This is a genomic window from Pseudomonas frederiksbergensis (assembly GCF_017114915.1).
Taxonomy (GTDB): domain Bacteria; phylum Pseudomonadota; class Gammaproteobacteria; order Pseudomonadales; family Pseudomonadaceae; genus Aquipseudomonas; species Aquipseudomonas frederiksbergensis_I.
In genome coordinates this window covers 165,947-184,758 of the sequence record NZ_JAAUOE010000002.1, presented here as the reverse complement: position 1 = coordinate 184,758, position 18,812 = coordinate 165,947, and the positions used below count along the sequence as shown (strand labels likewise).

The window sequence follows — 18,812 nt, the reverse complement described above, 5'->3', positions numbered from 1 at the left end:
CAGCTACTAGATTAAGCCGCTAAATGCAGCGGAGACCTAGTAATGATCGTTTTGAACAGAGAAGTGGGCGAATCGCTACGACGCGACAAATATGTCAACGTCCAGGGAGCCGACTTCAATCTCTTCGGTCATTTTTCCGACTTCGTCAGATTGACTAAAAGTTGGGAAAACATGGAGCCGGACAGTTATTACGGCCAGGCCGATGCGGGCATGCGTTTTCGTCGCTACAGCGATTTCGAATACAACCCGGTCACCCGTGACTTGAAGCAGTTGGAACACCGCGCCTACGTGCAATCGAAGGCCAACAACAGCTACGTCGGCGGACTGGAGCGGCACTTCCAGGATTTCTCCAATGAAGTCATCAATTCGCCGGTGATGCGCAGCCTCGTCGACGCGGATTTCGAGGTGTACAAACACGTATTGCCGTCGGAGTTGCACGACGAAATCTGGCAATGCCAGATCCATCAGATCCGCATCGAGATCAAGCCGGGCAAGCAACTGGAAATCACCCCCGAAGGTATTCACTGCGACGGTTATCCGTTCAGCGGTGTGCATTTCTGGGGCCGCAACAACGTGGATGGGGCGGAGAGCCGTTTGTATTCGGCCCAAGAGGAACAGTTGGCGGCTACGACCTATCTGGAAATCCTCGACACTACCTATTTCCTCGATCGGGATATGCGTCACTACGTGACACCTGCGCGCAACATCCATGCTCACGAAATGGCCTATCGGCAGATTCTGGCCATTTCCTTCTCGCGGCCCGGGACCGCTTTCGACATTGTTCGCTGAACAGCTCGATCCCATGATGAGCATCGCCGAGTGCCCTGCACCGGTGATGCTGCGACGCGCGACGGCCAAGGATGCCCAGCGCCTGGAGTGCTTCTTTCGGCAATTCGAAGAAGTGTCGTTCTGTGAATGGCAGGACGCCAAATGCCTGCGCGGTGTGTTGGTGCAGAAAACCACCACCGCGTTCCTTGCGCTCGATGTCTGTGGCGAAGTGGTCGGCGCGGTGTTGGGTGGCATGCTCGGCAGCCGTGGCACCATCAATCACCTGGCAGTGAGCCCGTTGTATCGCAGCCAGGGCGTCGGTCAGCGCCTGGTGGAAGCGGCCTCGGCGGACATGAAACGGGTGGGCGTGCTGCGCATGTTCCTGTTCGTCGACGATGCTAACCTTGCCGGCAAACGTTTTTGGAGTGCCCAGGGCTTTTGCGAGCCGCGCGGCGAAACGACCTTTGAGAGGGACCTATGAATGAGACGTCCAGCAGCCAGCCGCTGATGGTCGAGCCCCAGCCCTCGCGCACGTTTGCTGAAGCCAGCCCGGTGGTTGCGGGCTACTTCACGGTGTCGTTCGTGTTTGGTTTGATGGCCGTCAATGCCGGGTTGCCCGTGTGGCTGCCGGTCGCGATGTGCCTGTTCGTCTACGCCGGCGCCTCGCAGTTCGCCGCCCTGGCGCTGATCTCCAGTGGTGCGTCGCTGACCACCATCATCCTCACCACGTTTCTGATCAATGCGCGGCACATGCTGATGTCGGTCTACATGGCCAAGGCCCTGCAAGCGATGGGGCTCAGTCGCCTGGAGCGCTGGTGTTATGCAGGTGGGCTGACCGATGAATCGTTCGCCTTCCACAGCGTCAAACTGGGCAAGGGCTCGCCGGTCAATGTGCGTTACCTGATCGGCTTCAATCTGTATTGCCACACCTCGTGGGTGCTCGGCGGTTTGCTGGGGGCGATCTGCGCGCAGTACGCGGCGCACCTGATCAAATACCAGCTCGACTATGCGCTGACCGCGATGATGCTCTACGTGCTGGTATCGCTGTGCAACACCCGCAACAAACTGATCGCCGCACTGGCCGCGGTCGCCTGCATGGGTGTCCTGAGCCTGATCGGCAGCTCCCCCTTCAACGTGTTCATCGCCACATTCGTGGGCTGCGGAGTGGGTGTATGCCTGACCAAACGTTCCTGATCCTGGTCGTCGCGCTGATGATGGCCGTGACATTCCTGCCGCGCGCGTTGCCGCTGCAGGTCAACACCGACCATTGGCCACCCCTGGTCGCCCGGGCGCTGGAATACCTGCCGGTGGCGATCGTCGCTGCCATCAGCCTCACGCCCCTGTTGATCAAGGATCAGCATGTACAGCTCGATCGCCCGGAATTTTATGCGGCCATTCCGACGCTGTTATGTGCGTATTTCAGCAAAAACCTCTTTCTCTCCGTTGCGGTGGGAACGGCTGCGTACATTGCGCTCGGCTCGTTCATGTAGCGGCAGATCGACCACGTCGTTCAAGGCCTGGCCTGACAACTCGGGGTTATTGATCGCCAGCCGCACTTCGAGGGAGTCCTCGAAACCCGGGAAAATGGTCAGGCCGTTACGCAGGGCCGCCTCGCGGGAAACCATGCCGAGGCCGTCCATTTGTGTGATCAACGACAGGGTCAGGGTCTCGCTGCAGGAATAGATCATCCGCTTGCCTGACTCGTAGTTGCCAAGGCCGGCGTCGAGAAAGCGCAAGAAGCTGTGGGAATACGGACAATCGTCGGCTGGTCGAACCTGAAGCTTATTGCCGAGCAGCATCAGCGGATCGTTTTCCTGACCGCAATGAGCACCGACCACCTGCACCTGTACATCGGGCAGGACAATGCTGGGTAACCCCGGCTGCTGTGGCCCGATCAGTACGGCTAGGTCGAAGTCCTCATTCTTCAACTTGCTGAGGTTTTCCATCGACTCGGCGTAGCTGAATTCCAGCTGATAATCAGGAAACACCTCGATGAGGCGTCCGATCATTCGCCGGTTGAAGTCAGCTGCGAGCGTGGTATTAAGCGCAACCTTGAGCGTGCGCTGCCCGGGTACCTTGAGCGCGGCGACTTTTTCTTCCAGTTGGCGCGTGGCGACCAATACTTTGTCCATATAGGGCGTGAGCTCCGTGCCCTGGGTTGTCAGGGTCAGCCCCTTGTTGGAGCGACGAAACAACCGAAAACCGAACTGCTCTTCGACCTTGTTCAACTGTGCGGCCAACGCCTGCACCGTCAAACAGGAATGCTCTGCCGCCGCCGACAACGAGCCGGTCTGCACGATGCGCATGAGGTTGCGTAAGGTTCTGCTATCCATGGGGGTAATGCCCTCTAAAGTGGGCTGGCTATTGTTGTGTACCTGGCCGCCGGGTGGGCGTCGGTCGCGTGCTGGCTATGATCCTGCACCAGAGCATGCTTGTCCCGAGTTTAGTAGCGAAATGATTCCGCGTCCGATGGCTGGAGGCTGACGCAGGATCGAGGTTTTTGGCGGGGGGTGGCTGATCGGGGTCAAGGAAATGGCCCGGATGGGCAGGTGTGGGCGTTTTTTGGGTGTTGGTCTATCAACGAAACCTTTTCCCAAGGCAAAAAAAAGCAGCCTGATCAGGCTGCTTTCATGAAAAGGTGCTTGATATTGTGCTCCCTCAAGCAGGGGAGAAGAGGTCTCACCGAGCGCTGATGTCCAGGTCAACAGCGGGGTTCCTACGCCGACTATTGCCACCTGAAGGCAGTCGGTTTCGCGCTCTCGATTAAATTCTGTGCCCCTATAGTGTGGGTGTCAACGTGTGCGCTGGACCGTGTGTCGGCGCCTTTCCAGGCTGCGAAAAATCTGTGTGAAGGCTAATACGTATACGAATTAAAGTTTCATCTCTATTCGTATCTGTACTAGTCTGAAATCAAGACATCGCACATCCAAGGAGGCGACCCATGCCTGCCTCAACTACGGCCCTCAGCCCACAGCAACAACTCGACTCCCCCGAAGCCGGTCGAGTCGCGCTGAAGTTTTTTTTCAACCTCATGGAGCGCTGGGGCTGCACCGCCGAGCAGCAACGCACGCTCTTGGGCAAAGTCGGCAACACCACTTTCTACAAGTACAAACACCTGCCGCCCAACGTGCGCCTGCCCCACGACACCCTGGAGCGCATCTCGTATCTGATGGGCATTCACAAAGCGTTGAGCATCATCTTCAGCAACAGCCGTGAGCGTGCCTACACCTGGGTCAGCAGCCCCAACACCGCCGCGCCGTTCAATGGCCAGTCGGCATTGAGCTACATGCTGGCCGGCCGTGTAGTCGACATCGCTGACGTGCGCCGCTACCTCGACGGGGTGCGCGGTTGATGGCGCCGGAACTGGCCGACCCGCAGTGGCCGCGGGCCTACCGGATCGTCAACAGCTGCTTCCCGCCGATCTCGTTGTTCGAAGACGTCCTCGACCCCGAAGACCTGGCCACTGCCTATGCGCTGGAAGCCTTGACCAACGATCGGCTGATGGAAGAAGCCGGCGTACTCGCCCGCGTGCGCCCCGAAGACCGCATCTCCGGCCCCGGCTCCACGCCGGTCATGGCCGCGTTCACCCACATCGGCAAAACCAGCCGCTTCACCGACGGCACCTTCGGCGTCTACTACGCCGCCAGCAGCCAGGCCGCCGCCATCGCCGAGACGAGTTATCACCAGGAGCGATTCCTCGCCGCGACCAACGAGCCGGATCTTGAGTTGACCATGCGCACCTACGTCAACCAAGTGGTCAAACCTCTGCATGACATCCGCGCCGACTACCCGCACCTGCACGACCCGGATCCCAATGCCTACGGCCCGGCCCAGGCCTTTGCCCGACAACTGCGCGAAACATTGTCCTGGGGGTTGCTCTACAACAGCGTTCGTCTGCCTGGGCATGAATGTGTTGCCGCATTTCGGCCGCCGGCCGTGTCCATTCCGAAGCAGGGGAAACATATTCGGTATGTGTGGAGCGCGAGCAGTCGCAGGATTTCGTTTGTGTTTGAGGTCAGCGAGATGTGAGCCGGGAACGCGATGTTCGGCGACGGCGACGTACTCACAATTCTCTCCAGCTAGATTCTAACTGGCATCAATCAACGCTCGTTCTTCCAACCAAATCTCCTGAACAAACTGATCCGTAATCGCATAGATCCCATGCCCACGCCGCATGATGATGTTCTCGGCAACCAGCGCAATCACCACCGGTTGAATCTCTTCCACGCGTACCTCACGACCTACAGTCTTCGAATACTCAGCCGCCGCATCGGTGGAGAAAATCCCCCGAGCGTCGCCTTCCGTGGATGCGATTTTGTTGAAAATAGCCTGAGCCAGGCTGCCTAACTGCTCCACTTTCTCAAGCTCAATACTGGCCGCTGCCGAGCGCAAAGTACTGGCAATTACCGGGAGAAATAGATCGGGATCACCTTCTTGCTGCATGAGTTGTCGCAGCGCCTTGAGCATTTCCTCAGGCCGATTCCCCAAGGTGTTGAACGCTTCAATGGCAACCTCAAGAGACGGTAACTTTTCCTTCTTCACCGTCATTGCGAGGCGATTGAGCAGGTACTCAACGTAATCCCCTTTCAGCACCGGATACGCCGCTGACGTTGCGCCGGAAAACGCCTGGTTTCGCTTTGCGGTCAATTCGCTGACTTGCGCTCGGTGCGATCCCGTTCCGATGAACAGAAAGTAGCCCGGTGTATTCGGGCGCGGATTGATTGCATCACGTGCAGCCTTGAGTGCCAGGAGCAGTTGATTGCCATCGTCAGAGGAGATGGCGTGCTGCACTTCGTCGATGATCAGCACTAAATCGGTTTTCGCTTGATCGACCACCTCAGTCAGCGCCTGTGCCAACGTTGGCCCACCTGCATTGCCAATGCTGTCGAGCTTGAAACCAAACTTGAATCCGGCTGCGCCAATGTCTGCACCGCTAACGCGCTTGAGCATTTCAAGCAGGCTGGAGCCGGGCGTTTGGAGTTCTTCCAGGCGTTGACGGATAGCGTCATGCACGAGGGTGGCAGGATTGGCCAGCGTGTCGCTCCATAAGTCGACGTAAATGACCAGAGCACCCGCTTCTTCCAGGGCAGGGATGAGGTCATTTCTCAGGAATGTCGTTTTACCGGTCCTGCGCAGGCCGGACAGAAACAGACCTGAGCGCAGACCTTCATCGAGAACACCCGGATTGAGAAGCTGATTTGCCATCTGTTCAGCCAGTTCAGGGCGCTGAAAAATGCTGCTCATGCAATTACCTCTTTTTATGGATACGCCATAATTATTGGCCAGCCATAATTTAGCATAAAGGTTAAGACCTGACCTGAGGGCGGACTCATTACATCACGTCACTAATGATGTTCCCGCCCCCACCTTTATCCCCCCAAACCAACCTCCTACATTGAACTCCACCCACCTACCCCTCATCCCGAAGGGCAGGTCACTGGAGACTCATCATGCCTTTTGTCAGCGTACGCATTACCCGCGATGGCGTTACCTCAGAGCAGAAAGCTCAGGTGATCGCCGAAATCACTGAAACCCTGGAACGCGTCCTCAACAAACGCCCGGACCTGACCCACATCGTGATCGAAGAAGTCGACACCGATAACTGGGGCTATGCCGGTATCACCACCACCCAGTACCGCAAGCAATTGGCTGAGACGGAGGGGCAGTCATGACCGCGTCCGTCGCCATCGATTTCGTTTCCGATTGTGGTGTGCCCGTGGTGCGTCTTGGGTGCGACGGCGCTGGAGCAAGCGATCGAAGACCTGGCGGGTGAAGTCTCGGTGGAACTCTGAGGCAAATGGCGCAAGCCCCCGCCGAAGCCTGATTGGTCACTTTTCAAACCATCATTTATGAGTAGAGGTTCATCATGAGCAATTCGAAAAAAGTCATCGTTATTACGGGCGCATCCCAAGGTCTCGGCGCAGGCATGGTCAAGGCTTTCCGCGATCTCGATTACCGCGTTGTCGCTACTTCGCGCTCGATCCAACCATCCACCGATCCGGACATCCTCATCGTGGCGGGTGACATTGGCGACCCGGCAGTCGCTCAGCGAGTCATCCGTGAAGCGATCGCCCGTTTTGGCCGTATCGACACCCTGGTCAACAATGCCGGGATCTTCGTCGCCAAACCGTTCACCGCCTACACCCACGAAGACTACACCGCAGTGCTGTCGGTGAACCTCAATGGTTTCTTCTACATCACCCAACTCGCGATCACCGAGATGGAAAAACAGGGCAAAGGCCACGTCGTCAACATCACCACCAGCCTGGTGGACCACGCCATCGACGGCGTGCCATCGGTGTTGGCATCGTTGACCAAAGGTGGGCTGAACGCGGCGACCAAATCCCTGGCCATTGAGTACGCCAAGCGCGGGATTCGGGTGAATGCGGTCAGCCCAGGCATCATCAAGACCCCGATGCACAGCGAAGAAACCCATGAAGCGCTGGGGAGTTTGCATCCGGTTGGGCATATGGGGGAGATCAGCGACATTGCTCAGGCTGTGGTTTATCTGGACAGCGCCAACTTTGTCACCGGGGAAATTCTGCACGTGGATGGCGGGCAGAGTGCGGGGCACTAAGAGAGGTTCAGGAGTAGGGCGCTGTTCACAGCAGGGACGACGACCAGCGCTCTCATCCTTGAGTCATTAACCTCCGAACGGCGCTACCTTGATCGCCTCACCTTTCTTCGCGCACGAGGGCGGATTGGTCATGCCCAGCGTCAACAAGTTGCCGCCGTTAATGATGCAGTTGAACTGCTGGTTATCGCTGGTCTTCAGCGCGACATAAGTATTCGTGCCTTCAGTACGGCGGCTGACAATACTCAAATCAGAAGGTGAATAGCCCAACGCGCCGGCACTCTGAGATTTGATCTGCTCGTCGGTCAACGTGTTGGTACTGCTGGCGATGGAGTTGCAGCCGGCCAGAGTGAACAACAATGCACCAGCCAGGGTTATTTTGTGGAGAGTCATGTGAGCATTCCTTACTCGTTTGAGTTCTTTCGGTCGTGTGGTGCCACGTATTTACCGGAAATCACAACTGAGGAAAGCAGTGGCCTGTGAAGCGTAGCAGAGGGAAATCTGCCCATTGATGGTCGAGCGACTGCTTGTGCTTACCATTCAGGCCAGTGCGTCAGTACCCACCAAACCCCAGAAACGACAAAGCCCTCGCATTGCTGCGAGGGCTTTGTCGTTTAGTGACTCCTGTGTCGTCTCTGGCCCAACCCGCCAAGGTTGATAACTTCAGGTACTTAGCGGTACGTCAAAAAAATCTAAATCCATCCTGTTGTTTCTACGATGTTTAAGAATTCATTGCTGGAGTCGTCCTGCTGCGGGCTCTGGCATGGGCGCCAGCGAACTAAACTAATTGTACCTCCGGAGCAGATGTCTCTATGGAGGCAAGGAGGTGTCAAATGGCAATTCATGATACCTATCGGGAAATTGAACAGACCCTGGGTCAGGTACCGGAGTGGATCAAGCAGATGCCGGAAGGCGGAGCGATCGGATTCTGGTGCGCGGCCCGGGATTTCTGGCTGGCAGATACCAAGATTCCTAATAAGTACAAGGAACTGATAGGTCTGGCGGTGTCCGGGGCGACCCGTTGTAAGTATTGCGCCCTGTTCCATACCGAAGCCGCGCGGCTGTTTGGCGCGAGCGACGAGGAAATTTCCGAAGCCAGCTTTATGGGCGCGCTGACCATGATGGGCAGTACCTTTATCAACGCCCAGCAGATCGACTACGAGCAGTTCCGGCAGGAAACGCTGAGTATCGTCCGGTATGTCAAAGATCACTCGCAACCCAAAGCCGCTTAAGCCGTTGCGCGAACCTGCCCTTCGCCAGCTGACGAAGGATAAGTTGATTACAGTCACCAGCGATGGTCCCAGGACCACCGCTCGGTGGCAAGCGGCTGTGCTGCGAGCCATCAGCGAACTCATGCAACACAGCGATACCGCCCGCGAAGAAAACCAGGACCTGCGCATTCCCTTCGCCAAAGCACTCCATGACTTCTATGCCGGACAGAAGTCCGACGCCGAGTTGACGGAAATGGTGTTGCTGATGCTGGAAGTGGAAACCGCCCCATTTCTCGGTAAAGGGCCCCAAGCAGGGAACAACGACCCCTGAGAGTGGAAAAGGGACAACTTTATTTTCCCGAATGGAAATAGTCGTATCCCTGGTTTGAGCAAAAAAGACCCACACGATTGAGTATGCTGACTACGTCAACTCAGGCTTGACGGGTGTCACTCGTCAAGTAGCCGACAGCCAGGCGTGTGTACGGTATTGTATTGACCACTCTCGATAGTGCAGTGCTGGAGCTGCGAAGAATGCTCCAGACGGATGATTTCGTTTCTTTCCCAGGATGGATGTTTACCCAATGCTCAAGTTCAATGCTCATCTCGGTTTCCAATTCAATGAATTGCCATTTCTGCAACGCATCGAAGCCGCCGCGGCCGCTGGTTTTCGGGCAGTGGAGTTCCCGTCGCCCTATGAATTCGACGCGAGTCTCCTGGCCGACCACCTGGCTCAATACAGTCTGCCGTTGATTCAGTTCGCCGCACCGGCTGGCGTTACCAAAGGCATTGCTGCCTTGCAGGGCAAGGAAGAAGAGTTTCGCAACGGGTTGCTTCAGGCCGCCAGCTATGCAAAGACGCTGGGGTGTTCGGATGTCCACATCATGTCTGGCGTTACGATGCAGGATGACGCAGGGCGTATCTTCGGGGGCAACCTGGAGTATGCCGTCAAGTACTTCGAGGATCAGGGTTTGCGGCCGCTCATCGAAGTAATTTGTACGCAGGAGATGCCGGGCTATTACATGTCTGACTTCAGCAAGGCGCAACAAGTATTGGAGACCTTCCCGAGTGTTGGGCTGATTCTCGATCTTTACCATGCCCAGCTTCTGACCGGAGATGCAGCAGATGTTCTGGCTCGTTTTTATGACAGAACCGTCCATGTGCAAATTGCCGACTGCCCGGGGCGTCACGAACCGGGAACGGGGAGCATCGACTTTGTAGCCTTGTTCGCGGCGCTGGAGCAGCGCGGCTACACAGGATGGATCGGGTGTGAATACCGTCCTTCCGGTTCTACCGTGGCGAGCCTTGACTGGATTAAGCAGCTAAGTGCTTAGCGCTTGCGACGCGCGAACGTGATTCGGGTTTCGCGTACCCCAGAAACAACAAAGCCCTCGCATTGCTGCGAGGGCTTTGTTTTGCGCGAAAAGGGGACGGATTTATTTTCGGATTTTTAGGTTGGGTCTGGTCGAGGCGATACCCGCAGTTTCTGGCTTCCTTATTCCAAACACCATTGCTGCTGACGTTTCCAGTCATTTGGAAATCCCATGAGTCTCAAATAACCCGGTTCCTGCTGATCCATGATTTCGGCCAGGCGAAGCTTCCACTGGCTGTCTGGACTGATCAAGTCGGTTAGGTAAGCCAACATCGTCAATACGATGTATAGCCGCTGCTTGGGCTGAGGTCGGTCGGCAGGTGCAGTTGGGATAACCCATTCTTTGGGTAAGGCTGGTCGAATCGAGAGCTCTCGGTTCCATAGCCGTGAGTGGTGGGCACAGCAGTTTCGAATGAAGGTCAGAGTGTGTAGCCAAGAGGCCAATACATCGAAGGGCAGATTGAATCTGGCTGCGATAGCTTTCTTATCGGCACTTCTGCCTATGGCATTGAAGAGGGTAGATACCGTCCCAAGGCTGAGTTCTTCCAGGACCGCCCAAGCGGGCGGCAGCTCAGGGTGGGCATAGGTCGCTCCGTAGTATCGGAAATAGTTATCGCGCATGCGGTTTTCGATCCGCTGTTGCTGGAGTCCATCGGCCTGTCGGCCATTTTTGATGCGCTCAATATCACGTCTGAGTTTATTGCGCTCCTTATTCAATTGCTCTCGCAGCGGACGCAACAGCTCGAGATGTGGGTATGACGAGGAGAAGACTGACGCGTCAGCTATCCAGTCAGGCCCATACTTAGGGCACATGTGATTGCTGATAGTCGCTCGTACGGCGACTTCGACACGTTCGATGGCATCCATGGTTATGCGTCGCAACGAACCATCGAAGCGGTAGATGTCGACGACTGCTTTCAGAGTGCTGCCGGGTTTGAAGGTGTGTTCAGGGTCTGGCTCTTGGAAGGGGCGCATGTAGGGACTCAGACGAAACAGCGTGACCACTTCGAGAAAGCGCATGGCCCGATCGTCGTTGGCGACGTGCAGGCCTCGTTGCTTTAGCAGTTCCAATTGCTGTTCTACGCTGAGGGCCGGCTTGTCGAAGGGCCTCATGTAGTTTTCTCCAGGCAAAAAAAACCCGCACGATTTGAGCTTGCTGACTGGGTCAACCTAGGCTTGGCGGGTGTGTTGGGGTGCATTATAGGTAGCTGGAGAAGGTCGTCAACGTCATGCCGAAGTGAAATTGTAACGGGTAGGTGTGCAGGTAGATTTTGGTGCAGGTTGTCGGTAAGGGTTAATGCGGTACTTACAGGGGGTAGCAGTTGGACTTCCGGATACCAGAAACAACAAAGCCCTCGCATTGCTGCGAGGGCTTTGTTTTGTATGGTGCCGGCACCAGGAGTCGAACCCGGGACCTACTGATTACAAGTCAGTTGCTCTACCAACTGAGCTATACCGGCGTGTTGGGCGACGATTATAGCGATTGGGTTGGTTCTGTAAACCCCTGAATTCAGACTATTTTTGCGCAGGCTTTCGGTCAGGTGCGAACCAGTACTTTCCTCAGTTTCTGCAGGGCGCGCCAGGCTCGGCTGTTTTGCATCGCCCGCAGTTGCGCTTCGGCGTGTTCGGCGCGGTGCAGGGCGGCGGCGAGGTGGTTTTCGGCATCGGTGGCGGGGTGGCTGAAAGCGTGGCCGCGACAGAACTGAAAGTCGTCCAGGTTGCACGGCGGGATGTCGAAGGCGGGTTTGAGGGCCAGGTGTTCATCGGCGAGGTAGTAGGTGTTGATGCCGTCGAACAGGATGGACTGGTAGCCGGCGCCGGTGATGAGGGTTTCCCAGGTCTGGTCGCGTTCCCACGGGGTTTCGATGAGGATGATCCACGGCCGCCATTGGGCGAAGTCCATGCCGCGCAGGACGGTTTCTTCGTGGCCTTCGACGTCGATTTTCAGGAAGTGGATCGGGCGATTTCGGGCGTGTTGTTCGCAGATGGAGGCCAGGGTGCGGGAGGTGACGGTTTGGCTGCGCACGTCCAGGCCGGCGTCTTTATGTTGTTGGGCCAAGGCCGGGTCGAGGGTCGAGAGGCCGGTGCCGGCGATGCCGTAGAAGGTCAGGTCGTCGGCGCTTTCGCCGGCCACGCATTGCAGGTTGATGTCGTTGGGGCGTTGTTGGCAGAGGGCGTCGTAGTAATTTGGCATGGGTTCGACGTTGATGCCGGTCCAGCCGTGGTCATAGAAGGCTTTGGTGACTGAGTCGTGGGTGGGGTCGTTGGCCCCGATGTCGATATAAAAACCGTTTTCGATGTTTTTGAGGGCGCGCCACAGGCGGATGTCTTCGAAATTCTGTGCGTAAGAAATGAACGTCACGGTCGCATCCTGTCGGTCAGATTTTTCTTGTTCATGGCCGCACTGTCGGCGCCCTCGTATGCGTGTATAGCAAGGGGTATTGCAAGGCGCAATTTTCCGCCCTTGATGTCCGGAATTCGGCGGTTATGTCGTTTTGATTGAATGCTTATGCACAACGGGCTGGCGGAACCTGCCTGTTCATTGCGCTTTTGTGGACTCGTTCTCATTTGTCCGCAAATGCCTGTTTTATGGGTTTTTTATTTTTGTGAACAAAAAATGACCAGCAGAGTTTAAGGCGTAAAACAGCGTGGATATTGGATCCACGATAATTCCATCAACAGAGTTATCCACAGGTCGTGGCTTTTTAAGGGCGTTCTGCCAGGAGCAGGAAATTGCGTGGTGTGAGTCGGGTTTCACAGAAGGTGCCAAGATGAACGGCATAACCCTGCTCAATGAGGAAAAGTGCCCGATCGAGTACCAGCCAAAGTTCCAGCGGCCGTCGGAAAAGGCCTCGCAGCAGCTCCAGGTTGCGCACCTCGGCCAATCGCTGCCAACCGGCGGCTTCCAGCGCGGCCCAGTCTGGCGCACCGACTGTGGATAAGTCTTTGAGTGCGGCCAGATCGCGGCAGTAATCGGCGAACGGTTTGTCCAGCCAGGCGCTGGGCAGGGAAGGGGTGGGCAAGTATTCGTCGACACCGCGCAGTTGCCGTTGCAGCAGGTCGAACCCCAGGCGGCGGGCCATGGAGATATCGCGCTGACGTCGGACGCGAGCGCCGGCGGTGACGGTTTCGCTTATCGGCAGCGCAAGATCATCGAGGGAAAGGTGTAGGTCGGAGCGCTCAGCCACACAGGAAAGTGGCCGATAGGTGTTCAGACTGATCCGGTTGTAGCAGCACGGAGCGATGGCCAGCTGTTTGCAACCCGCGGCGCTGGCGAGCTGGATCAGCCGCACATGCAGATCGCCGCAGGCGTGCAGAGCGACCGGTGTGTGATCGGCATTTAATAAGGAGGCTGCGCCAGGCGCGAGCACATCCTGCTCGACATGCAGCGCATGCAATTGATGACGCAGGCTGAGTGCCTGGCCGCTGGCGACCAGTGTCGGATCATATTCCAGGCAGGTCAGTTGTTGCCCGGTGTGCAGCAGGCGTCGGCCTAAGTGCCCTTTGCCCGAACACCAATCCAGCCAATGCGTCGGTGCATGAGCAAACTGCAAGCAGCCGGCGAACGCTTCAATCTGCTGCCATTTGCGTCCTGGCACATCCACATTCAATCGATGGCCCGCCGCTTCGAGTGTACGAGCCGGCAATTCACCTACCGCACCCAGCTCAAGAGACATCGCCGCCAATGAAGCAAACGGCTCCGGCGCATCGAGCCAGCACGGCTGGTTATGACTGTTTTCCGCGTCTTCCAGCGACCGCCTGCGTAGCCAAAGCGCCAATTCCGGGTAGGACGCTTCCCAAGGCAATTGCAGATGAGTAAACGGGCGGGGCTTCCACAATGCCTGATGCTCGATCAGAAAAGCATCCAGCGCAGCAAAGCGGACGAGCAGGGCCTCGCCCGTCAGCACGCAGGCATCAACGTCCTTGGCAGGCATCGACGCGCAGCCAGCGCTCCAGCAGCTTGAAGCCGCGAACCAGCACATAAGCCATCAGCAGATAGAACATGCCCGCGGCGAAGAAAATCTCCACCGGCAGGTAGGTGCGGGCAATGATGGTGCGGGCCATGCCGGTCAGTTCCAGCAGGGTCACGGTGCTGGCCAGGGCGCTGGCCTTGAGCATCAGGATCACTTCGTTGCTGTACGCCGGCAGGCCGATGCGTGCGGCACGCGGCAGCATGATGTAGAACAGCGCTTTGGCCTTGGACATGCCCAGCGCCCGCGCCGCTTCGATCTCACCCGGCGGAATCGCCTGGATCGCGCCGCGCAGGATTTCGGCGATGTAGGCGGCGGTGTGCAGGGTCATGGTCGCGGTGGCGCACCAGAACGGATCACGCAGGTACGACCACATCGAGCTGTTACGCACCGCGTCGAACTGCGCCAGGCCGTAGTAGACCAGAAACAGCTGAACCAGCAACGGCGTGCCACGGAAAAAGAAGATGTAGCCGTAGGGGAATGCCCGCACGTACCAGAGTCGCGACGAGCGAGCGATGCCCAGCGGAATCGCCAGCAGCAACCCGGCGATTACGGCGATCGCCACCAGCTCCAGGGTCAGTGTCGCGCCCTGAGCCAATTTCGGCAGCCACTTGATGATGACTTCCCAGTTCATTGGGTGCTCCTCGCGAAGCCGCGAGCGGCGCGTCGTTCCATAAAGTGCATGCCGGTCATGGCCAGAATGGTCAGGCCCAGGTACATGAAGGCGGCCACCATGTAGAAGGTGAACGGCTGCTTGGACACGGTCACGCCGATTTGCGCGTGACGCATGATTTCTTCCAGGCCGATGACCGATACCAGTGCAGTGTCTTTCATCAGGATCATGAACAGATTGCCCAGGCCCGGCAGGGCGATACGCCACATCTGCGGCATGATCAGCCTGGTGAAGATGCGCAATTTTGACAGGCCCAGGGCCACGCCGGCTTCACGGTGACCTTTGGGGATCGCCAGAATTGCACCGCGAAACACTTCCGTGGCGTAGGCGCCGAAGCACAGCCCCAGCGCGATCACACCGGCGGCGAAGGCGTTGAGTTCGAGCTCGGGATTGCCGAAGAACTCGCCCAGGGCACGCATCAGGTTGACCGTGCCAAAGTAGATCAACAGCACCCAGAGCAATTCCGGGATACCGCGAACCAGCGTTGAATAAGTGCCGCCAAGCCATTGCAGCGGCTTGTACGGGGAAGTCTTGGCCAAGGCACCGAGCAGACCGAGTACCAGCCCCAGGCACAAGGCCGAGAGTGCCAGTTTCACAGTCATCAGCGCGCCAGCGGCGAGCGCCGGGCCGAATCCGTAGAGGTCGATAATCATGGATTTCTTTTCAAATCGCGGCAGGCAATACCAGGGACTGGCGCCGTCAGATAACGACGCCGGCCGGGCAGGTCAGAATCAATAGATGCTGAACGGGAAGTACTTGTCGTTGATCTTCTTGTAGGTGCCGTCAGCGACGATTTCTTTCAGCGCGGTGTTCAGCTTCTCGCGGATCGGGTCGTTCTTGCGCACCGCAATACCGATCTTGTCGCTTTCTTCCACCGGGTCGCCTTTGAACTCGTAAGCACGGCCGGCGTCGCTTTTCAGCCACTCATAGTTGACGTACTTGTCGGCCAGGATGCCGTCCAGACGACCCGAAGTCAGGTCCAGGTAGGCGTTTTCCTGAGTGTCGTAGAGTTTGATTTCTACGCCGTCCATGTTGTCTTCCAGCCAGGTGCCGGCCAGGGTCGCGCGTTGGGCACCGATCACCTTGCCTTGCAACGAAGCCTTGTCAGTTTTGAAGTCGACGTTTTTCGGCGCGATGAATTGCAATTTGTTGGAGTAGTAGGGTTCGGTGAAGTCCACCGCTTGCTTGCGCTCGTCGGTGATCGACATCGAGGAGATCAGGAAGTCGAACTTCTTGGCGTTCAGGGCCGGGATGATGCCGTCCCAGTCGGACGTGACCACGCTGCATTCGACTTTCATCTTGGCGCACAAGGCATCGCCGATGTCCTTGTCGAAGCCGACGACATTGCCACTGGCATCTTTGTTGTTGAACGGCGGGTAGGCCGCTTCGATGCCCATCTTCAAGGTCTCGGCGGCGGCACCGGCGCTGAAGGCCAGGGTGACGGCCGCGGCCAGGAAGATTTTTTTGTAGTTCTGCATGCGGGTAGCTCCGTTAGCGGTTGCTGGACATGAATTGTTTGCAGCGCGCCGAAAGCGGGTTTTCGAACACCTGCTGTGGCGATCCTTGCTCCTCTACCAGGCCTTGGTGGAGGAACACCACCTCGCTGGAAACCTGACGGGCAAAACCCATTTCATGGGTCACGAGCAGCATGGTGCGGCCTTCTTCGGCCAATGCGCGGATGACATTAAGTACTTCCTGGACCATTTCCGGGTCAAGGGCGGAGGTGGGCTCGTCGAACAGGATCACCTTCGGCTGCATCGCCAGCGTGCGCGCGATGGCTGCACGTTGCTGCTGGCCGCCGGAGAGTTGCGCCGGGTAGGCGTGGCGCTTGTCAGCGATGCCGACCTTGGCCAGCAAGGCTTCGGCGACTTCGATGGCTTCGGCTTTACTCTGGCCGAGCACGCGGCGCGGGGCTTCGATGATGTTGTCGAGCACGCTCATGTGCGGCCAGAGATTAAAGTTTTGAAATACAAAACCGATCTCGCTGCGCAGGCGATTGATCTGCTTGCCGTCGGCAGCGACCAGTTCGCCGTTCTTGGCGGACTTGAGTTTGAGTTCTTCGCCGGCCACCAGAATCTGGCCCTGATGCGGGTTTTCCAGCAGGTTGATGCAACGCAGGAACGTGGATTTGCCGGAACCGGAGGAACCCAGGATCGAGATCACGTCGCCGTCGCGGGCGGTCAGCGAGATGCCTTTGAGCACCTCAAGCTGTCCGTAGCGTTTGTGCAAATTGCGGATTTCAAGCGCGGGCGTGGCCTCAGCCATGTGCGTTCCTCATAGTGTTTTGCGCTCCTGCTGTTGGTGGCCTTCCTGACGAGGTGGCCAAGCTAGCATAGCGTTCGAATGGCAGCCAACAGCGCTACGGACGGTAAACGGATGGCATGTGGCAGGTTGTCGCATCGGCACAGCAGACTGTCGCGCTGCTATCAACCGAACAGCCGTTTGAACCCTGCCCTTGAATAAAGAGGCGGGGCGGCTGTTCCAAAAAAAGGCGCGATGTTGCCAGCTTTGGCGGGGTGTTGGAAGCGCTAACCGGCCAAACGTTCCTGATCTGCACTTTTATTGTGCGCGCTCGATTTTTTGGGTGTGTTTCCGGTGCGCTGATTCGTTCTTGAAGTGGGTGGCAGGGTAACGCTCTGGCGAATTGCCATTAATCTCAATGACTTGCGATGACTGCTCGAGTGGCGTGCAGGCCCCGTGTATCGGGAACATGAAACATTTTGGCGCAATTATTGCGTGCAGAATTCGCAACGCCCCGTTGGATTCTTTTTACGAGAAGGAAGACCAGACGGGCCGGACTGAATCGCTTTCCTCGCAAAGGTAGTTTCAATGAGCAGTACCCAAAGCTCCAATGGCCTCGAACAGGGGCTCAAACCGCGTCATGTGACCATGCTGTCGATCGCCGGGGTGATCGGCGCCGGGCTGTTCGTCGGCTCCGGCCACGCCATCGCCGCTGCAGGCCCTGCCGTGCTGTTGGCTTACGCTGCCGCCGGTGCTCTGGTGGTTCTGGTCATGCGCATGCTCGGCGAGATGGCCGTTGCATCGCCAGACACAGGCTCCTTCTCGACATACGCCGATCGCGCGATCGGTCACTGGGCCGGCTTCACCATCGGCTGGCTGTATTGGTGGTTCTGGGTGCTGGTGATTCCGCTGGAAGCCAACGCCGCCGCAACCATCCTGCATGCCTGGTTCCCGGGTGTGGACATCTGGGCTTTCGCCCTGATCATCACGATGTTGTTGACGGTTACCAATCTGTTCAGCGTGAAGAATTACGGTGAGTTCGAGTTCTGGTTCGCCTTGCTCAAGGTTGTGGCGATCATCGGTTTCATTGTCGTCGGCGTTCTGGCGATCTTCGGCTTCCTGCCGAACAGCCAGGTCAGCGGCGTTTCGCACTTGTTCGACACCCAGGGCTTCCTGCCAAACGGTATGGGCGCGGTATTGGGTGCCATCCTGACCACCATGTTTTCCTTCATGGGCACCGAGATCGTGACCATCGCGGCCGCGGAGTCGAAGAACCCGGGCAAGCAGATTTCCAAGGCCACCAACTCGGTAATCTGGCGGATCGGTTTGTTCTACCTCGTCTCGATCTTCATCGTTGTGGCGCTGGTGCCATGGAACGATCCAACGCTGGCCAGCCTGGGCTCGTACCAGACAGTGCTTGAGCGCATGGGCATCCCGAACGCCAAGATGATCGTCGACATCGTGGTACTGGTCGCTGTGACCAGTTGCCTGAACTCGGCGCTCTACACCTCGTCGCGCATGCTGTTTTCCCTGGGCAAGCGCGGTGATGCACCGGCCATGTCGACACGCACCAACAACAGCGGCACGCCTTACTGGGCGGTGATGCTGTCCACAGGCGCGGCGTTCCTGGCCACATTCGCCAACTACGTGGCCCCGGCCGCCGTGTTCGAATTCCTGCTGGCCAGCTCCGGCGCCATCGCGCTGCTGGTGTATCTGGTGATCGCGATTTCGCAACTGCGTATGCGTAAACAGCGCATGGCCCGCGGCGAAAAAATCGTCTTCAGCATGTGGCTGTTCCCGGGCCTGACCTACGCGGTGATCGTATTCATTGTCGCGGCCCTGACCATCATGCTGTTCCAGGACGCCCATCGCGTGGAAATCCTGGCGACGGGTCTGCTGAGCGCATTGGTCGTCGCTGCCGGGTTGTTGGTGGCTCGTCGTCGCAAGCTTCAACGGCATGGGGCAGTGGTGTTGAATTGATTCGCACCGTGTAACGCAAAACGGC

22 protein-coding genes, 1 tRNA gene and 1 pseudogene are annotated in these 18,812 nt (G+C 57.6%); 13 read left to right on the top strand and 11 right to left on the bottom strand.

The features are described from left to right. Positions 1-42: 42 nt before the first annotated feature. From HCU66_RS02385 to HCU66_RS02370, 4 genes are read left to right on the top strand one after another with little or no spacing between them, the layout of a single operon-like run. Positions 43-789, top strand: coding sequence for a 2OG-Fe dioxygenase family protein (locus tag HCU66_RS02385; protein WP_205886906.1), 747 nt, complete (start codon positions 43-45; stop codon positions 787-789). Between the two features lie 46 nt (positions 790-835). Beyond that, positions 836-1,249: a GNAT family N-acetyltransferase gene (locus tag HCU66_RS02380; RefSeq protein WP_205887079.1), complete on the top strand. Its 414-nt coding sequence runs from the start codon at positions 836-838 to the stop codon at positions 1,247-1,249. Next, positions 1,246-1,962 carry an AzlC family ABC transporter permease gene (locus HCU66_RS02375; protein WP_205886905.1) on the top strand — a complete coding sequence of 239 codons (717 nt, stop codon included), beginning with the start codon at positions 1,246-1,248 and terminating at the stop codon, positions 1,960-1,962. The genes HCU66_RS02380 and HCU66_RS02375 overlap by 4 nt, the downstream gene beginning before the upstream one ends. Beyond that, a complete protein-coding gene (locus HCU66_RS02370) occupies positions 1,941-2,258 on the top strand; it encodes an AzlD domain-containing protein (RefSeq protein WP_007939492.1) in 318 nt (105 codons plus the stop codon). The genes HCU66_RS02375 and HCU66_RS02370 overlap by 22 nt, the downstream gene beginning before the upstream one ends. Here the strand turns inward: HCU66_RS02370 and HCU66_RS02365 are convergent. Then, positions 2,175-3,101, bottom strand: coding sequence for a LysR family transcriptional regulator (locus HCU66_RS02365; protein ID WP_205886904.1), 927 nt, complete (start codon positions 3,099-3,101; stop codon positions 2,175-2,177). The two genes, HCU66_RS02370 and HCU66_RS02365, sit on opposite strands and share 84 nt — an antisense overlap. A 608-nt stretch (positions 3,102-3,709) precedes the next feature. Here HCU66_RS02365 and HCU66_RS02360 point away from each other — a divergent pair. Then, the gene (locus HCU66_RS02360) at positions 3,710-4,120 is read left to right on the top strand and encodes an MbcA/ParS/Xre antitoxin family protein (RefSeq protein ID WP_205886903.1); all 411 of its coding nucleotides are present in this window, start codon (positions 3,710-3,712) and stop codon (positions 4,118-4,120) included. After that, the gene (locus tag HCU66_RS02355) at positions 4,120-4,797 is read left to right on the top strand and encodes an RES family NAD+ phosphorylase (protein WP_205886902.1); all 678 of its coding nucleotides are present in this window, start codon (positions 4,120-4,122) and stop codon (positions 4,795-4,797) included. Before HCU66_RS02360 ends, HCU66_RS02355 begins: the two co-directional genes overlap by 1 nt. A gap of 57 nt (positions 4,798-4,854) precedes the next feature. Here the strand turns inward: HCU66_RS02355 and HCU66_RS02350 are convergent, their stop codons facing one another. Next, positions 4,855-6,012, bottom strand: coding sequence for an AAA family ATPase (locus HCU66_RS02350; RefSeq protein WP_205886900.1), 1,158 nt, complete (start codon positions 6,010-6,012; stop codon positions 4,855-4,857). Positions 6,013-6,218: 206 nt separating this feature from the next. Here HCU66_RS02350 and HCU66_RS02345 point away from each other — a divergent pair, with 206 nt between their 5' ends. The 3 genes and pseudogenes from HCU66_RS02345 to HCU66_RS02340 all read left to right on the top strand — a co-directional run bounded on the left by HCU66_RS02345 (position 6,219) and on the right by HCU66_RS02340 (position 7,345). Continuing rightward, on the top strand, positions 6,219-6,440 hold the full coding sequence (locus HCU66_RS02345) for a tautomerase family protein (protein ID WP_205886898.1): 222 nt from the start codon (positions 6,219-6,221) through the stop codon (positions 6,438-6,440). Beyond that, a pseudogene (locus HCU66_RS27035) lies at positions 6,437-6,557 on the top strand (DsbA family protein); the annotation flags it as partial. The gene HCU66_RS02345 and the pseudogene HCU66_RS27035, both read left to right, overlap by 4 nt. Before the next feature lie 77 nt (positions 6,558-6,634). Further along, positions 6,635-7,345 (top strand): SDR family NAD(P)-dependent oxidoreductase, encoded by a 711-nt coding sequence (locus HCU66_RS02340; protein ID WP_205886897.1) that lies wholly within the window; start codon positions 6,635-6,637, stop codon positions 7,343-7,345. A 66-nt stretch (positions 7,346-7,411) separates the two neighbouring features. On the opposite strand, the gene HCU66_RS02335 is transcribed toward HCU66_RS02340, so the two are convergent. Then, a complete protein-coding gene (locus HCU66_RS02335) occupies positions 7,412-7,735 on the bottom strand; it encodes a hypothetical protein (protein ID WP_205886895.1) in 324 nt (107 codons plus the stop codon). Between the two features lie 440 nt (positions 7,736-8,175). Between HCU66_RS02335 and HCU66_RS02330 the strand changes: the two genes are divergently transcribed. The 3 genes from HCU66_RS02330 (at position 8,176) to HCU66_RS02320 (ending at position 9,884) form a co-directional block, all read left to right on the top strand. Then, the gene (locus tag HCU66_RS02330) at positions 8,176-8,574 is read left to right on the top strand and encodes a carboxymuconolactone decarboxylase family protein (RefSeq protein WP_205886893.1); all 399 of its coding nucleotides are present in this window, start codon (positions 8,176-8,178) and stop codon (positions 8,572-8,574) included. Continuing rightward, positions 8,540-8,884 carry a hypothetical protein gene (locus tag HCU66_RS02325; RefSeq protein ID WP_241015326.1) on the top strand — a complete coding sequence of 115 codons (345 nt, stop codon included), beginning with the start codon at positions 8,540-8,542 and terminating at the stop codon, positions 8,882-8,884. Before HCU66_RS02330 ends, HCU66_RS02325 begins: the two co-directional genes overlap by 35 nt. A gap of 250 nt (positions 8,885-9,134) precedes the next feature. Beyond that, entirely contained in the window at positions 9,135-9,884 is a 750-nt protein-coding gene (locus HCU66_RS02320) for a hydroxypyruvate isomerase family protein (protein ID WP_205886891.1), read from the top strand. Positions 9,885-10,045: 161 nt separating this feature from the next. On the opposite strand, the gene HCU66_RS02315 is transcribed toward HCU66_RS02320, so the two are convergent. From HCU66_RS02315 to HCU66_RS02280, 8 genes are all read right to left on the bottom strand, one after another. Beyond that, positions 10,046-11,035: an Abi family protein gene (locus HCU66_RS02315; protein WP_205886890.1), complete on the bottom strand. Its 990-nt coding sequence runs from the start codon at positions 11,033-11,035 to the stop codon at positions 10,046-10,048. A gap of 271 nt (positions 11,036-11,306) precedes the next feature. Further along, positions 11,307-11,382 (bottom strand) — tRNA-Thr (locus HCU66_RS02310). Between the two features lie 77 nt (positions 11,383-11,459). Next, complete coding sequence (locus HCU66_RS02305; protein WP_205886888.1) at positions 11,460-12,284, bottom strand: FkbM family methyltransferase; 825 nt, start codon at positions 12,282-12,284, stop codon at positions 11,460-11,462. 343 nt (positions 12,285-12,627) lie between these two features. Next, a complete protein-coding gene (locus HCU66_RS02300; RefSeq protein ID WP_205886886.1) occupies positions 12,628-13,857 on the bottom strand; it encodes a methyltransferase in 1,230 nt (409 codons plus the stop codon). Further along, a complete protein-coding gene (locus HCU66_RS02295; protein ID WP_205886884.1) occupies positions 13,838-14,527 on the bottom strand; it encodes an ABC transporter permease in 690 nt (229 codons plus the stop codon). Before HCU66_RS02295 ends, HCU66_RS02300 begins: the two co-directional genes overlap by 20 nt. Beyond that, positions 14,524-15,219: an ABC transporter permease gene (locus HCU66_RS02290; protein ID WP_205886882.1), complete on the bottom strand. Its 696-nt coding sequence runs from the start codon at positions 15,217-15,219 to the stop codon at positions 14,524-14,526. The genes HCU66_RS02295 and HCU66_RS02290 overlap by 4 nt, the downstream gene beginning before the upstream one ends. A 78-nt stretch (positions 15,220-15,297) precedes the next feature. Next, positions 15,298-16,044 carry an ABC transporter substrate-binding protein gene (locus HCU66_RS02285; protein ID WP_205886880.1) on the bottom strand — a complete coding sequence of 249 codons (747 nt, stop codon included), beginning with the start codon at positions 16,042-16,044 and terminating at the stop codon, positions 15,298-15,300. A gap of 13 nt (positions 16,045-16,057) precedes the next feature. Further along, positions 16,058-16,831, bottom strand: a complete 774-nt coding sequence (locus tag HCU66_RS02280) for an ABC transporter ATP-binding protein (protein ID WP_019651465.1) — start codon at positions 16,829-16,831, stop codon at positions 16,058-16,060. 564 nt (positions 16,832-17,395) lie between these two features. Here HCU66_RS02280 and gabP point away from each other — a divergent pair. Beyond that, positions 17,396-18,787 (top strand): GABA permease, encoded by a 1,392-nt coding sequence (gene gabP / locus HCU66_RS02275; protein ID WP_205886878.1) that lies wholly within the window; start codon positions 17,396-17,398, stop codon positions 18,785-18,787. Positions 18,788-18,812 lie beyond the last annotated feature (25 nt).

Excerpts from the sequence above, each read along its gene's own strand:
- HCU66_RS02385 (WP_205886906.1), top strand. The coding sequence starts at position 43 with ATGATCGTTTTGAACAGAGAAGTGGGCGAATCGCTACGACGCGACAAA.
- HCU66_RS02380 (WP_205887079.1), top strand. The coding sequence starts at position 836 with ATGCTGCGACGCGCGACGGCCAAGGATGCCCAGCGCCTGGAGTGCTTC.
- HCU66_RS02375 (WP_205886905.1), top strand. The coding sequence starts at position 1,246 with ATGAATGAGACGTCCAGCAGCCAGCCGCTGATGGTCGAGCCCCAGCCC.
- HCU66_RS02370 (WP_007939492.1), top strand. The coding sequence starts at position 1,941 with ATGCCTGACCAAACGTTCCTGATCCTGGTCGTCGCGCTGATGATGGCC.
- HCU66_RS02365 (WP_205886904.1), bottom strand. The coding sequence starts at position 3,101 with ATGGATAGCAGAACCTTACGCAACCTCATGCGCATCGTGCAGACCGGC.
- HCU66_RS02360 (WP_205886903.1), top strand. The coding sequence starts at position 3,710 with ATGCCTGCCTCAACTACGGCCCTCAGCCCACAGCAACAACTCGACTCC.
- HCU66_RS02355 (WP_205886902.1), top strand. The coding sequence starts at position 4,120 with ATGGCGCCGGAACTGGCCGACCCGCAGTGGCCGCGGGCCTACCGGATC.
- HCU66_RS02350 (WP_205886900.1), bottom strand. The coding sequence starts at position 6,012 with ATGAGCAGCATTTTTCAGCGCCCTGAACTGGCTGAACAGATGGCAAAT.
- HCU66_RS02345 (WP_205886898.1), top strand. The coding sequence starts at position 6,219 with ATGCCTTTTGTCAGCGTACGCATTACCCGCGATGGCGTTACCTCAGAG.
- HCU66_RS02340 (WP_205886897.1), top strand. The coding sequence starts at position 6,635 with ATGAGCAATTCGAAAAAAGTCATCGTTATTACGGGCGCATCCCAAGGT.
- HCU66_RS02335 (WP_205886895.1), bottom strand. The coding sequence starts at position 7,735 with ATGACTCTCCACAAAATAACCCTGGCTGGTGCATTGTTGTTCACTCTG.
- HCU66_RS02330 (WP_205886893.1), top strand. The coding sequence starts at position 8,176 with ATGGCAATTCATGATACCTATCGGGAAATTGAACAGACCCTGGGTCAG.
- HCU66_RS02325 (WP_241015326.1), top strand. The coding sequence starts at position 8,540 with ATGTCAAAGATCACTCGCAACCCAAAGCCGCTTAAGCCGTTGCGCGAA.
- HCU66_RS02320 (WP_205886891.1), top strand. The coding sequence starts at position 9,135 with ATGCTCAAGTTCAATGCTCATCTCGGTTTCCAATTCAATGAATTGCCA.
- HCU66_RS02315 (WP_205886890.1), bottom strand. The coding sequence starts at position 11,035 with ATGAGGCCCTTCGACAAGCCGGCCCTCAGCGTAGAACAGCAATTGGAA.
- HCU66_RS02300 (WP_205886886.1), bottom strand. The coding sequence starts at position 13,857 with ATGCCTGCCAAGGACGTTGATGCCTGCGTGCTGACGGGCGAGGCCCTG.
- HCU66_RS02295 (WP_205886884.1), bottom strand. The coding sequence starts at position 14,527 with ATGAACTGGGAAGTCATCATCAAGTGGCTGCCGAAATTGGCTCAGGGC.
- HCU66_RS02290 (WP_205886882.1), bottom strand. The coding sequence starts at position 15,219 with ATGATTATCGACCTCTACGGATTCGGCCCGGCGCTCGCCGCTGGCGCG.
- HCU66_RS02285 (WP_205886880.1), bottom strand. The coding sequence starts at position 16,044 with ATGCAGAACTACAAAAAAATCTTCCTGGCCGCGGCCGTCACCCTGGCC.
- HCU66_RS02280 (WP_019651465.1), bottom strand. The coding sequence starts at position 16,831 with ATGGCTGAGGCCACGCCCGCGCTTGAAATCCGCAATTTGCACAAACGC.
- gabP (WP_205886878.1), top strand. The coding sequence starts at position 17,396 with ATGAGCAGTACCCAAAGCTCCAATGGCCTCGAACAGGGGCTCAAACCG.